The organism is Streptomyces sp. NPDC086147 (assembly GCF_040702165.1).
Lineage (GTDB): Bacteria > Actinomycetota > Actinomycetes > Streptomycetales > Streptomycetaceae > Streptomyces.
The window spans coordinates 929,381-941,954 of the sequence record NZ_JBFBJO010000001.1; the positions used below are offsets into that span (position 1 = coordinate 929,381).

At 71.9% G+C, this 12,574-nt stretch carries 12 protein-coding genes and 1 riboswitch; of the genes, 8 read left to right on the top strand and 4 right to left on the bottom strand.

The features are described 5' to 3' along the window. Window positions 1-56 precede the first annotated feature (56 nt). The 8 genes from pyrH (at window position 57) to AB0398_RS04425 (ending at window position 8,502) form a co-directional block, all read left to right on the top strand. The gene (gene pyrH / locus AB0398_RS04390) at window positions 57-821 is read left to right on the top strand and encodes a UMP kinase (protein ID WP_030217948.1); all 765 of its coding nucleotides are present in this window, start codon (window positions 57-59) and stop codon (window positions 819-821) included. Window positions 822-914: 93 nt separating this feature from the next. Continuing rightward, complete coding sequence (gene frr / locus AB0398_RS04395; protein ID WP_053646719.1) at window positions 915-1,472, top strand: ribosome recycling factor; 558 nt, start codon at window positions 915-917, stop codon at window positions 1,470-1,472. Continuing rightward, entirely contained in the window at window positions 1,472-2,575 is a 1,104-nt protein-coding gene (locus AB0398_RS04400) for a phosphatidate cytidylyltransferase (protein ID WP_366372235.1), read from the top strand. Before frr ends, AB0398_RS04400 begins: the two co-directional genes overlap by 1 nt. An 80-nt stretch (window positions 2,576-2,655) precedes the next feature. Continuing rightward, on the top strand, window positions 2,656-3,762 hold the full coding sequence (gene rlmN, locus AB0398_RS04405; RefSeq protein WP_056566000.1) for a 23S rRNA (adenine(2503)-C(2))-methyltransferase RlmN: 1,107 nt from the start codon (window positions 2,656-2,658) through the stop codon (window positions 3,760-3,762). 29 nt (window positions 3,763-3,791) lie between these two features. After that, window positions 3,792-3,902: riboswitch (TPP riboswitch) on the top strand. Window positions 3,903-3,983: 81 nt separating this feature from the next. After that, window positions 3,984-5,078: a thiamine ABC transporter substrate-binding protein gene (locus AB0398_RS04410; protein ID WP_366372236.1), complete on the top strand. Its 1,095-nt coding sequence runs from the start codon at window positions 3,984-3,986 to the stop codon at window positions 5,076-5,078. Window positions 5,079-5,116: 38 nt separating this feature from the next. Further along, window positions 5,117-6,730, top strand: coding sequence for an iron ABC transporter permease (locus tag AB0398_RS04415; protein ID WP_366372237.1), 1,614 nt, complete (start codon window positions 5,117-5,119; stop codon window positions 6,728-6,730). Next, complete coding sequence (locus AB0398_RS04420) at window positions 6,730-7,758, top strand: ABC transporter ATP-binding protein (RefSeq protein WP_366372238.1); 1,029 nt, start codon at window positions 6,730-6,732, stop codon at window positions 7,756-7,758. Before AB0398_RS04415 ends, AB0398_RS04420 begins: the two co-directional genes overlap by 1 nt. A gap of 96 nt (window positions 7,759-7,854) precedes the next feature. Then, a complete protein-coding gene (locus AB0398_RS04425) occupies window positions 7,855-8,502 on the top strand; it encodes a dihydrofolate reductase family protein (RefSeq protein ID WP_366372239.1) in 648 nt (215 codons plus the stop codon). A 25-nt stretch (window positions 8,503-8,527) separates the two neighbouring features. Here the strand turns inward: AB0398_RS04425 and AB0398_RS04430 are convergent, their stop codons facing one another. From AB0398_RS04430 to AB0398_RS04445, 4 genes are all read right to left on the bottom strand, one after another. After that, window positions 8,528-9,679 carry a hypothetical protein gene (locus tag AB0398_RS04430; protein WP_366372240.1) on the bottom strand — a complete coding sequence of 384 codons (1,152 nt, stop codon included), beginning with the start codon at window positions 9,677-9,679 and terminating at the stop codon, window positions 8,528-8,530. Continuing rightward, window positions 9,661-10,389 (bottom strand): ATP-binding cassette domain-containing protein, encoded by a 729-nt coding sequence (locus AB0398_RS04435; protein ID WP_366372241.1) that lies wholly within the window; start codon window positions 10,387-10,389, stop codon window positions 9,661-9,663. The genes AB0398_RS04430 and AB0398_RS04435 overlap by 19 nt, the downstream gene beginning before the upstream one ends. 213 nt (window positions 10,390-10,602) lie before the next feature. Further along, complete coding sequence (locus tag AB0398_RS04440) at window positions 10,603-11,982, bottom strand: aspartate aminotransferase family protein (protein WP_199837082.1); 1,380 nt, start codon at window positions 11,980-11,982, stop codon at window positions 10,603-10,605. Continuing rightward, complete coding sequence (locus tag AB0398_RS04445; protein WP_366372242.1) at window positions 11,967-12,458, bottom strand: Lrp/AsnC family transcriptional regulator; 492 nt, start codon at window positions 12,456-12,458, stop codon at window positions 11,967-11,969. Before AB0398_RS04445 ends, AB0398_RS04440 begins: the two co-directional genes overlap by 16 nt. Window positions 12,459-12,574: the final 116 nt, after the last annotated feature.

Genomic DNA, 12,574 nt, shown 5'->3' on the forward strand with positions numbered 1-12,574 from the left:
GATACCGCGAGGACCCAGGGCAATGGCCTCCTTCGTATGTGCACGAGGAGAGCTCCATGAATCAGGGCGCCGTACAGGGCGACGACAACAACGGCAAAAAGGCCGGCCGCTACATGCTGAAACTGTCCGGAGAAGCCTTCTCCGGCGGTACCGGCCTGGGCGTCGACCCCGATGTCGTGCACGCCATCGCGCGTGAGATCGCGGCCGTCGTCCGCGACGGCGCGGAGATCGCGATCGTGATCGGCGGGGGCAACTTCTTCCGCGGCGCCGAGCTCCAGCAGCGAGGCATGGACCGGGCCCGCTCCGACTACATGGGCATGCTCGGCACCGTGATGAACTGCCTCGCCCTCCAGGACTTCCTGGAGAAGGAGGGCATCGACTCCCGCGTCCAGACCGCCATCACCATGGGCCAGGTCGCCGAGCCGTACATCCCGCTGCGGGCCGTGCGCCACCTGGAGAAGGGCCGCGTGGTCATCTTCGGCGCGGGCATGGGCATGCCGTACTTCTCCACGGACACCACCGCCGCCCAGCGCGCCCTGGAGATCGACGCCGAGGCCCTGCTGATGGGCAAGAACGGCGTCGACGGCGTGTACGACTCCGACCCGAAGCGGAACCCCGACGCGGTCAAGTTCGACGCGCTCGAGTACGGCGAGGTGATCGCCCGCGACCTCAAGGTCGCCGACGCCACCGCCGTCACCCTGTGCCGGGACAACAACCTCCCGATCCTCGTCTTCGAACTGCTCGCCGAGGGCAATATCGCGCGCGCGGTGAAGGGTGAGAAGATCGGCACGCTCGTGAGCGACCAGGGCACCCGGGCCTGACCCGAACCGGGAACCGCCCCGCGAGGGGATGGACAGAGCCCTGCCGGTCGTACACCGTGCAGGACACAACGCGACGACACGCAGGAGCAAGTGGTGATCGAAGAGACCCTCCTCGAGGCCGAGGAGAAGATGGAGAAGGCCGTCGTGGTCGCCAAGGAGGACTTCGCCGCGATCCGCACCGGCCGTGCGCACCCGGCGATGTTCAACAAGATCGTGGCGGACTACTACGGCGCCATCACCCCCATCAACCAGCTGGCCTCCTTCTCCGTCCCGGAGCCGCGGATGGCCGTGGTGACCCCGTTCGACAAGAGCGCGCTGCGCAACATCGAGCAGGCGATCCGCGACTCGGACCTCGGCGTCAACCCGAGCAACGACGGCAACATCATCCGGGTGGTGTTCCCCGAGCTGACGGAGGAGCGCCGCCGCGAGTACATCAAGGTCGCCAAGGGCAAGGCCGAGGACTCGAAGATCTCGATCCGCTCGGTGCGCCGCAAGGCCAAGGAGTCCATCGACAAGCTCGTCAAGGACGGCGAGGTCGGCGAGGACGAGGGCCGTCGCGCGGAGAAGGAGCTCGACGACACCACCGCGAAGTACGTCACGCAGGTGGACGAGCTGCTCAAGCACAAGGAAGCCGAGCTGCTCGAGGTCTGATGAACGACTCTTCCTGGGATGCCCCGGCCGGTTCCGGCCGGGGGGGACCCCACCAGGGGCCCGCCCCGGCGGGTCCCGCCCACGAGGGGCGCCCGGCGGCGCAGACTCGCCCCATGCCCATCGTGCCCGACGTTCCCGCCGGCGGATTCCAGGACGGTCACGGCCGGGGGGCCGCTCACCCGAGCGGTCCCCTGTTCCGCGACGAGACCCCGCACGAGCACCCGCAGGAGCCCATGTCCAGCCGCACCCCGCCTCCGCCGCCCGCGCCGCCGGCGCCACGGCAGAAGAAGACCGCGGGGCGGAACCTGGGCGCGGCCATAGGGGTCGGGGTCGGTCTCGGCGCCGTCATCATCGCCTCGCTGTTCATCTGGAAGGCGGCCTTCGTCGGGGTGGTCGCGGTCGCCGTGGTGGTCGGGCTGTGGGAGCTGACCTCCCGGCTCCAGGAGCGCAAGCAGATCAAGGCGCCGCTGGTGCCGCTCGCGGTCGGCGGCGCGGCGATGGTCGTCGCCGGGTACGTGCGCGGGGCCGAGGGCGCCTGGGTCGCGATGGCCCTGACGGCGCTTGCGGTCCTGGTGTGGCGGATGACGGAGCCGCCCGAGGGCTATCTGAAGGACGTCACGGCGGGCGTGTTCGCCGCGTTCTACGTGCCGTTCCTGGCGACGTTCGTGTCGCTGCTGCTCGCCGCGGACGACGGTCCGGAGCGGGTCCTCACCTTCCTGCTCCTGACGGTGGTCAGCGACACCGGGGCGTACGCGGTCGGCTGGCGCTTCGGCAAGCGCAAGCTGGCGCCGAGGATCAGCCCCGGAAAGACCCGTGAGGGTCTGGTCGGCGCGGTGGCGTTCGCGATGGCGGCGGGCGCGCTGTGCATGCAGTTCCTGATCGACGACGGATCCTGGTGGCAGGGCCTGATCCTCGGTCTCGCGGTGGCGGCGAGCGCGACGCTCGGCGACCTCGGCGAGTCGATGATCAAGCGCGACCTGGGCATCAAGGACATGGGCACGCTCCTGCCCGGCCACGGCGGCATCATGGACCGGCTGGACTCGCTGCTGCCGACGGCGCCGGTGGTGTGGTTGCTGCTCGCGCTGTTCGTCGGCACCGGCTGACCTGCGTTTCCTCGGTCGAGGGGCCCGTTGTCCACAGGACGGCGGGTCCCTCTTCGTATCTCTGCGACACTGGTAGCACCATGCCCAAGCCCGGAGAACTCACTTTCGTCGCCCCCCGCGGAGCCAAGAAGCCGCCGCGGCACCTCGCCGACCTCACGCCCGCCGAGCGGAAGGAGGCCGTCGCCGCGATCGGCGAGAAGCCCTTCCGCGCCAAGCAGCTGTCCACGCACTACTTCGCGCGGTACGCGCACGACCCCGCCGAGTGGACCGACATCCCGGCCGCCTCGCGGGAGAAGCTGGCCGGGGAGCTGCTGCCCGACCTGATGTCCGTGGTGCGGCACATCTCGTGCGACGACGACACCACCCGCAAGACCCTGTGGCGGCTGCACGACGGCACGCTCGTGGAGTCGGTGCTCATGCGCTACCCGGACCGGGTCACCATGTGCATCTCCTCGCAGGCCGGCTGCGGGATGAACTGCCCGTTCTGCGCGACCGGACAGGCCGGTCTCGACCGGAACCTGTCGACCGCCGAGATCGTGCACCAGATCGTCGACGGCATGCGGTCCCTGCGCGACGGCGAGGTCCCCGGCGGCCCGGCCCGCCTGTCGAACATCGTGTTCATGGGCATGGGCGAGCCGCTCGCCAACTACAAGCGGGTCGTCGGCGCCATCCGCCGCCTCACCGACCCCGAGCCGGACGGCCTGGGCCTGTCCCAGCGCGGCATCACCGTCTCCACCGTCGGACTCGTGCCCGCGATGCTGCGCTTCGCCGACGAGGGCTTCAAGTGCCGGCTCGCGGTCTCCCTGCACGCCCCGGACGACGAGCTGCGCGACACCCTCGTGCCCGTCAACACGCGCTGGAAGGTCCGGGAGGTCCTCGACGCCGCCTGGGAGTACGCGGAGAAGTCCGGGCGCCGGATCTCCATCGAGTACGCCCTCATCCGGGACATCAACGACCAGGCCTGGCGCGGCGACCTGCTCGGCCGGCTGCTCAAGGGCAAGCGGGTCCACGTCAACCTGATCCCGCTGAACCCGACGCCCGGGTCGAAGTGGACGGCGTCGCGCCCAGAGGACGAGAAGGCCTTCGTGGAGGCGATCGCCCGCCACGGCGTGCCGGTGACCGTGCGGGACACCCGAGGTCAGGAGATCGACGGTGCCTGTGGACAGCTGGCCGCCGCCGAGCGCTGAGCTTGTACCCTGAGCTCGAACACATCTCCATATTCCGACAGGGGAGCGCCACAGCGCTGAGAGTGCGGTGTCCGTCAGACCGCAGACCCTCTGAACCTCGCCCAGGTCATTCTGGGTAGGAAGTTCGGTCGTAACTCAAGCTGTTGCGCCCTGCCCGCGCCCGGTCCGCCGGCCGCGGGCGGGGCCGCGTCTCTTCCTGGTCACCCCCAGGAGGAATCTCAGTGAGCATCAAGAAGACGGCCGCCGTCGCGCTCGTCGCGGCGCTGGGCGTCACGACCCTCGCCGCCTGCGGCACCGACGACGCCCGCGAGGCCGCCGGCAAGACCGGCACGCCCGCGCCGAAGACCGTGACGCTGGTGAGCCACGACTCGTTCAACGCCTCCAAGGAGGTGCTGGCCGAGTTCACGAAGCAGACCGGGTTCACCGTCAAGGTCCTCAAGGCCGGCGACGCCGGCGAGGCGGTCAACAAGGAGATCCTGACCAAGGGCTCCCCGCAGGGCGACGTCTTCTTCGGCGTCGACAACACCCTCCTGTCCCGCGCCCTCGACAACGGCATCTTCGTGCCGTACGAGGCGAAGGGCCTGGACGGGATCCCGGCGGAGTACCGGCTCGACAAGGAGAACCGGGTCACCCCGATCGACTCCGGCGACATCTGCGTCAACTACGACAAGAAGTACTTCGCCGACAAGAAGCTGGCGCCGCCGGTGACCTTCGACGACCTGGCGAAGCCGGAGTACAAGGACCTGCTGGTGGTCGAGAACCCGGAGCGGTCCTCCCCGGGCCTCGGCTTCCTCCTCGGCACGGCCGCGAAGTACGGCGACGACGGCTGGCAGGACTACTGGAAGAAGCTCAAGGCCAACGGCGTGAAGACCGTCGACAGCTGGGAGCTCGCCTACAACCAGGAGTTCTCCGGTTCGGCCGGCGGCAAGCAGGCCAAGGGCGACCGGCCGCTCGTCGTGTCGTACGCCTCCAGCCCGCCGGTCGAGGTGCTGTACGGCGAGCCGCAGCCGAAGGTCGCGCCCACCGGCGTCTCCACCGGCACCTGCTTCCGGCAGACCGAGTTCGCGGGCCTGCTGAACGGGGCGAAGAACCCCGAGGGCGGCAAGGCGCTGATCGACTTCCTGATCTCGAAGAAGTTCCAGGAGGACATGCCGCTCCAGATGTTCGTGAACCCGGTGGCGAAGGGCGCGGTGCTGCCAGAGCTGTTCACGAAGCACGGCGTGGTCGTGGAGAAGCCGGAGACGATGGAGCCCGGGAAGATCGCCGAGAAGCGTGACGCGTGGATCCAGCAGTGGTCGTCGCTCGTCCTGAAGTAAGGCGCGACCCGCGCGGGAACGCGGCGCGGCTCGGGCTCATGGCCCTGCCTGTCGCGTTCTTCGCGGTGTTCTTCGCGTGGCCCGTCGTGTCCATCGTGGACCGGGGCCTGCGGCCCGGCGGCGACTGGCGGTTCGGCCGGATCGGCGAGGTGCTGTCCCGGCCGGACGTCCTGGACGTGCTCGGCTTCACCGCCTGGCAGGCGCTCGCCTCCACCGGTCTCACCCTGCTCGTCGCCCTGCCCGGCGCGTACGTCTTCGCCCGCTTCGACTTCCCCGGCAAGAGCGTCCTGCGGGCCGTGGTCACGGTGCCGTTCGTGCTGCCCACCGTCCTGGTCGGCACGGCGTTCCTGGCCCTGGTCGGCCGGAACGGGCTCACGGACGAGCTGTGGGGGCTGCGGCTCGACACGAGCGTGTGGGCGATCCTCCTCGCCCACGTCTTCTTCAACTACGCGGTCGTCGTCCGGACCGTCGGCGGCCTCTGGTCGCAGCTCGACCCGCGCCAGGAGGAGGCCGCCCGGGTCCTCGGCGCCTCGCGCTTCACGGCCTGGCGGACGGTGACGCTGCCCGCGCTCGTCCCGGCCGTGTCGGCGGCGTCCCTGATGGTCTTCCTCTTCACCTTCACCTCCTTCGGCGTCGTGCAGATCCTCGGCGGGGACGCGTACACGACCCTGGAGGCGGAGATCTACCGGCAGACCGCCCGGCTGCTCGACCTGTCGACGGCGGCGGTGCTGACCCTGGTGCAGTTCGTCGCGGTCGGCGCGATCCTCGCTGTGCACGCGTGGACGGTACGGCGGCGGGAGGCCGCGCTGCGGCTCGTACCGCCGGAGCGGACCGCGCGCCGGCCGCGCGGCGCCGGGCAGTGGGCGCTGCTCGGCGGCGTCCTCCTCTCGGTGGCCCTGCTGATCCTGCTGCCGCTCGGCGTGCTCGTGGAGCGGTCGTTCGCCGGTCCCGGGGGGTACGGGCTCGGCTACTACCGGGCGCTCGGCTCGCTCGACGAGAGCGGGACCTTCCTGGTGCCGCCGCTGGAGGCGATCGGGAACTCGCTGCGGTACGCGGTGGCCGCCACCGCCGTCGCCGTCGTGATCGGCGGCCTCGCGGCGGCGGCGCTCACCCGGCGGGCCGGACGGCTCGTCCGGGGCTTCGACGCGCTGCTGATGCTGCCGCTGGGGGTTTCCGCCGTCACCGTCGGCTTCGGCTTCCTCATCACGCTCGACGAGCCGCCGCTCGACCTGCGGGCCAGCTGGATCCTCGTCCCGCTCGCGCAGGCCCTCGTCGGCGTCCCCTTCGTCGTCCGGACGATGCTGCCGGTCCTGCGCGCGGTCGACGAGCGGCTGCGGGAGGCGGCGGCCGTGCTCGGCGCCTCCCCGTGGCGGGCCTGGCGGGAGGTGGACCTGCCGCTGGTGCGGCGGGCGCTGCTCATCGCGGCCGGGTTCGCGTTCGCGGTCTCGCTCGGCGAGTTCGGCGCGACCGTGTTCATCGCCCGGCCCGACAGCCCGACGCTGCCGGTCGCGGTGGCCCGGCTGCTCGGCCGGCCCGGCGAGCTCAACTACGGCCAGGCGATGGCCCTCTCGACGATTCTGATGGTGGTGTGCGCGGTGTCCCTGCTGCTGCTCGAACGGCTCCGCACCGACCGGACCTCCGGGGAGTTCTGATGCTGAGACTCGACGGGGCGACCGTACGGTTCGGGGCGCGGGCCGTGCTCGACGCCGTGGACCTTGAGGTCGCCGACCACGAGACCGTGTGCGTGCTCGGCCCCAGCGGCAGCGGCAAGTCCACGCTGCTGCGGGCCGTCGCGGGCCTCCAGCCGCTCGACGGCGGCCGGGTGCTCCTCGACGGCGCCGACCAGACCGGGGTGCCGACGCACCGGCGGGGCGTCGGGCTGATGTTCCAGGACCACCAGCTCTTCCCGCAGCGGGACGTCGGCGGCAACGTCGCCTTCGGCCTGCGGATGCGGGGGGACGGGAAGGCCGAGCGGACCGAGCGGGTGCGGGAGCTGCTCGACCTCGTCGGCCTGCCGGGCGCCGGGGGGCGGTCCGTCGCCGCGCTCTCCGGCGGCGAGCAGCAGCGGGTGGCGCTGGCCCGGGCGCTCGCGCCCCGGCCCCGGCTCCTCATGCTCGACGAGCCGCTCGGCCAGCTCGACCGGGGCCTGCGGGAGCGGCTCGTGGTGGAGCTGCGGCAGCTCTTCGGGCGGCTCGGGACGACGGTCCTCGCCGTCACCCACGACCAGGGCGAGGCCTTCGCGCTCGCCGACCGGGTCGTGGTCATGCGGGACGGGCGGATCGCCCAGTCGGGGACGCCCGTCGAGGTGTGGCGCCGCCCGGCCTCCGAGTTCGTCGCCCGCTTCCTCGGCTTCGACAACGTGGTGGCCGCCCGGGTCACCGGGACGGTCGCGGAGACCGCCTGGGGGAGGGTGCCGGTGCCGGAGGGCTCCCCGCAGGGCGAGCGGCGGCTCCTGGTGCGCCCCGGCGGGGTGCGTCCGGTCCCCGCCGGCGACGGGCCGGTCTGGACGGTGGAGTCCCGGACCTTCCGGGGCAGCCACGTCGTCGTACGGCTCCGCCCGGCCGACGGCCCGCACCTTGAGGCCGAGCTGCCGCTGCGGGACGCGCCGGAGGAGGGCGCGGAGACGGGCGTCGCCTTCCGGACGGAGGACGTGGTGGTGCTGGGCGACGACACGCCGTAGCGAGCCTCGCGGGCGCGATGAGTTCCGCCCGCCGGGGGAGTCTCCCGTGCGTACGGCGTCTTCGCCGCACGCACGTCCCGCACGGGAGGAACCACCATGGCCCAGCTGCTCAGAGTCCAGAACTTCAACGTCTCGTCCGACGGGTACGGCGCCGGGGAGGGCCAGACCCTCGAACGGCCCTTCGGGCACGCGGATCCGGAGGCGATGTTCGCCTGGGCCGGTGCCACGGCGAGCTGGCCCCGGCGCACCGACCCCGGCGGCAGCCGGGGTCTCGACGACTACCTGACGCGGGACTACGGGCGGAACATCGGCGCCGAGATCATGGGCCGCAACAAGTTCGGGCCCCAGCGCGGGCCCTGGCGGGACCACGAGTGGCGCGGCTGGTGGGGCGACGAGCCGCCGTTCCACACCCCGGTGTTCGTCCTGACCCACCACCCGCGCCCCTCGATCGCGCTCGGCGACACCACGTTCCACTTCCTCGACGCCGACCCGGCCACCGCCCTCGCGACCGCGCGGGAGGCGGCGGACGGCAAGGACGTGCGGCTCGGCGGCGGGGCCGCCACCGTCCGCGCGTTCCTCGACGCCGGTCTGGTCGACACCCTGCACGTCGCCGTCTCGCCAGTGGCGCTCGGCGGCGGATCGCGGCTCTGGGAGTCGTCCGACGAACTCCTCGACCGCTACCACCGCGACGTCGTGCCCAGCCCGGGCGGCACGGTCACGCACCACCTGTTCTGGCGGAGGTGAGCGCGGGGCCCGGACCGTTCCTCCGTCAGCCCTTGAGGGGCAGCGCCGCCAGTTCCGCCACCGCCCACGTCAGCGGGAGGAAGACGGCGAGCAGGACGCCGGTGCGCACGAGGGCCGCCGTGCGGAGGGTCGCGGGCGGGGCGCCGACCTGGAGGAGGGACCCGGTGACCGGGGCGCGGCCCTGCCGGGACTCCAGGGCCGCGGTCAGGAGCGTGGCGCAGGTGCAGGCCAGGATCAGGGTGGCGCCCAGGCCGGTGAGCGGTCCGAAGGCGTCGGAGCCCTTGTCCGACCCGTACAGCGAGGCCGCCGCGAGCAGGCCGGAGAGCACCGCGCAGACCACGCCGAGCGGCCGGCCGATGCGGCGGGACTCGGTCATCAGGACGCGGCCCGCGAGCAGCCGGACGGCACCCGGGCGGACCGCCTGGAGGAGGCGTCCGCAGCCGTGCACGAGGGCGGGGCCCGCCGTCGCGAGGCCGATCGCGGTGAGGACCCAGCCGGCCAGGACGGCCGCCGGGCCGCCGTCGAAGCGGCCCGGCAGCGGGAGGCCGTCCCCGCCGCCGCCCCGGCCCGCGTACGTCTCGACCGCGAGGCCGATCGCGACCAGGGCGACGCCCCACGGCAGTCCGGACGGCATGCCCTCGTCCTCGCCCTCGACGTCCTCCGCGGGTGGCGCGGGGCGCGGGCGCAGGGCCAGGGCCGCGGCCGCGGAGGCGGTCATGGGGACGGCCGCGAGCAGGGTGAGGACGGCCGCGAGCGGCACCGGCTGGTCGGCGGCGAGCAGCCCGGAGGCCGCCCCGTCGAAGGGCAGGCCCGTGAGGTCGCCGCGCAGGTGCAGGTAGAGCAGGAGCGCGACCGCCGAGCCGAGCGTGCAGGTGACGGCCGTCGAGGCGGCGGCGAGCAGGGTGAGCCGGGCCGGTCCGACGCCGATCGCGGAGAGTCCGGGGCGCGGCCGGGTGCTGGGGTCGGTCCGGGCCACCGCGACCGCGAACTGGACGGTGGCGGCGAGCGGCAGGACGCACCAGAGGAGCCGGAGCGCCGAGGCCTGTTCCGGGTGCCCGAGGGCGTGGCCGAGGGTGCAGAGCAGGAGGAAGCCCACCCCGGCGGAGGCGGCGGCGACGAGCAGCCGGCGCGCCAGGACGAGGGGGTGGGTGCCCCGGGTCAGACGGAGAGCGAGCACGCGGCGACGCCCTCCGCCCCGGTCGCCGGGGGTACGGTGCCGGCCCGGCGCCCGTCGAGGAGCGCGACCGTCCGGTCGGCGAGCGCCGCGACCTCGGCGTCGTGGGTGGCGAGCAGCATGGTGATGCCGTGCGAGCGGGCGGCGGCCGTCAGGGTGCGCAGCACCTGGGCGCCGTCGGCGCGGTGCAGGCAGGCGGTGGGCTCGTCGGCGAAGAGCACCGGGGGAGTGGTGACGAGGGCGCGGGCGACGGCGATCCGCTGGCCCTGCGACCGGGTGAGGGCGCCCGGGCGCTTGCGGGCGCAGGCCCCGGCGTCGAGCCGGTCCAGCCACTCCAGGGCCGCGGTCTTCGCGGCGCGGCGGGAGACCCCGCGCAGCAGCAGGGGCAGGGCGGTGTTCTCCCAGCCGGTGAGTTCGGGGACGAGGTCGGGCTCGGGGCCGATCCAGCCGAAGCGCTCGCGGCGGAGCCGTTCGCGCTGGGCGGGGCCCAGGGTGTGCACGGGGCCGCTGTTGAACCAGACCTCGCCCTCCCGGGGGACGAGCTGGCCGGAGAGACAGCGCAGGAGGGTGGTCTTGCCGCTGCCCCGGGGGCCGGTCAGGGCGAGGATCTCGCCCTCGCGGACGCCGAGGGAGACGCCGCTGAGGGCCTCCGAGCCGCCCAGGGAGCAGTGCAGGGAACGCGCCCAGAGCACGTCGTTGTCCGGTGGGGCCATGGCGTACACCTCTGTCGATCCGATCTGTGTCCCCCGCGCGGAGGGGGTTTCCCCCGTACGGGTGAACGAAGGGCGGGCCTGTCGGTCACTCGGCACCGTAAGTATTCGGATCGGTTCGTAGGGACAGCACACGGCCCGGGCCGCCGCCATCCACTCGGATGGCGGGCAGACCCGGGCCGTGGTGTCACGCCGTGAGGGCGGCGTGAGGTCCCGCTACAGCTTGGTCCACGCCTCGGTGAGCACCGAGCGCAGGATGCCTTCGATCTCGTCGAAGGTGCCCTGGTCGGCGATCAGCGGCGGGGCCAGCTGGATGACCGGGTCGCCGCGGTCGTCGGCACGGCAGTACAGGCCGTTCTCGAACAGCGCCTTGGACAGGAAGCCGTACAGGACGCGCTCGGTCTCCTCGTCCGTGAAGGACTCCTTGGTGACCTTGTCCTTGACGAGCTCGATGCCGTAGAAGAAGCCGTTGCCGCGGACGTCGCCGACGATCGGCAGGTCGTGCAGCTTCTTCAGCGTCGAGAAGAAGGCGTCCTCGTTGTCCAGGACGTGCTGGTTGAGGCCCTCCTTGTCGAAGATGTCGAGGTTGGCGATGGCGACCGCCGACGACACCGGGTGGCCGCCGAAGGTGTAGCCGTGCAGGAAGGTGTTGTCGCCCTTGTAGAACGGCTCCGCGATGCGGTCGGAGACGATGCAGGCGCCGATCGGGGAGTAGCCCGAGGTCATGCCCTTGGCGCAGGTGATCATGTCCGGGACGTAGCCGAACTTGTCGCAGGCGAACATCGTGCCGAGGCGGCCGAAGGCGCAGATCGTCTCGTCGGAGACGAGCAGCACGTCGTACTGGTCGCAGATCTCGCGGACCCGCTGGAAGTACCCGGGCGGCGGCGGGAAGCAGCCGCCGGCGTTCTGCACCGGCTCCAGGAAGACGGCCGCGACGGTCTCGGGGCCCTCGAAGAGGATCTGCTGCTCGATCTGGTCGGCGGCCCAGCGGCCGAAGGCCTCGGGGTCGTCGCCGTGGATCGGGGCGCGGTAGATGTTGGTGTTCGGCACCTTGTGCGCGCCGGGGACCAGCGGCTCGAAGGGGGCCTTGAGGGCCGGCAGACCGGTGATGGACAGGGCGCCCTGCGGGGTGCCGTGGTAGGCGACGGCGCGCGAGATGACCTTGTACTTGGTGTGCTTGCCCTGCAGCTTGAAGTACTGCTTGGCGAGCTTCCAGGCGGTCTCGACGGCCTCTCCGCCACCGGTGGTGAAGAAGACCTTGTTCAGGTCGCCCGGGGCGTAGTCCGCGAGGCGCTCGGCCAGCTCGACGGCCTTGGGGTGCGCGTACGACCACACGGGGAAGAACGCGAGCTCCTGGGCCTGCTTGTACGCGACCTCGGCCAGCTCCTTGCGGCCGTGTCCGGCGTTGACCACGAAGAGGCCCGCGAGGCCGTCGAGGTAGCGCTTGCCCTTGTCGTCGAAGATGTAGGTGCCCTCACCACGCACGATGGTGGGAACGGGCGAGTTCTCGTACGACGACATGCGGGTGAAGTGCATCCACAGGTGGTCGTACGCGGTCTTGGAGAGGTCCTTGCTCACGGCTATCGGGTTCCCCACATATAGGTCTGCTTCTTGAGCTTGAGGTAGACGAAGCTCTCGGTGGAGCGCACGCCGGGGAGGGTGCGGATGCGCTTGTTGATCACATCCAGCAGGTGGTCGTCGTCCTCGCAGACGATCTCCACCATGAGGTCGAAGGAGCCCGCGGTCATCACCACGTACTCGCATTCGGCCATGGACGTCAGCGCCTCCGCAACCGGATCGAGGTCGCCCTCGACGTTGATGCCGACCATCGCCTGCCGCCGGAAGCCCACGGTGAGCGGGTCGGTGACGGCGACGATCTGCATGACGCCCTGGTCGAGCAGCTTCTGGACGCGCTGCCGCACGGCGGCCTCGGAGAGGCCGACGGCCTTGCCGATCGCCGCGTAGGGACGGCGACCGTCCTCCTGGAGCTGTTCGATGATCGCCAGGGAGACGGCGTCGATCGTCGGGGACGAACCGGTTCCGGTTCTGGAGTCTGCGCTTCGACTGGCCACACCTCACTCTGCACCGAGACTCGTCGGTTTCGCAACCCGGGAGCGATGTAATTCGTTGTTAAAGGCTCCTGATCTCACCGAATCCGAAGTTGTGGGGGGTCGGGCCTGTTGAAACC

Coding starts and splice junctions, on each gene's coding strand:
- pyrH (WP_030217948.1), top strand. CDS start 57: ATGAATCAGGGCGCCGTACAGGGCGACGACAACAACGGCAAAAAGGCC.
- AB0398_RS04400 (WP_366372235.1), top strand. CDS start 1,472: ATGAACGACTCTTCCTGGGATGCCCCGGCCGGTTCCGGCCGGGGGGGA.
- rlmN (WP_056566000.1), top strand. CDS start 2,656: ATGCCCAAGCCCGGAGAACTCACTTTCGTCGCCCCCCGCGGAGCCAAG.
- AB0398_RS04415 (WP_366372237.1), top strand. CDS start 5,117: ATGGCCCTGCCTGTCGCGTTCTTCGCGGTGTTCTTCGCGTGGCCCGTC.
- AB0398_RS04420 (WP_366372238.1), top strand. CDS start 6,730: ATGCTGAGACTCGACGGGGCGACCGTACGGTTCGGGGCGCGGGCCGTG.
- AB0398_RS04425 (WP_366372239.1), top strand. CDS start 7,855: ATGGCCCAGCTGCTCAGAGTCCAGAACTTCAACGTCTCGTCCGACGGG.
- AB0398_RS04435 (WP_366372241.1), bottom strand. CDS start 10,389: ATGGCCCCACCGGACAACGACGTGCTCTGGGCGCGTTCCCTGCACTGC.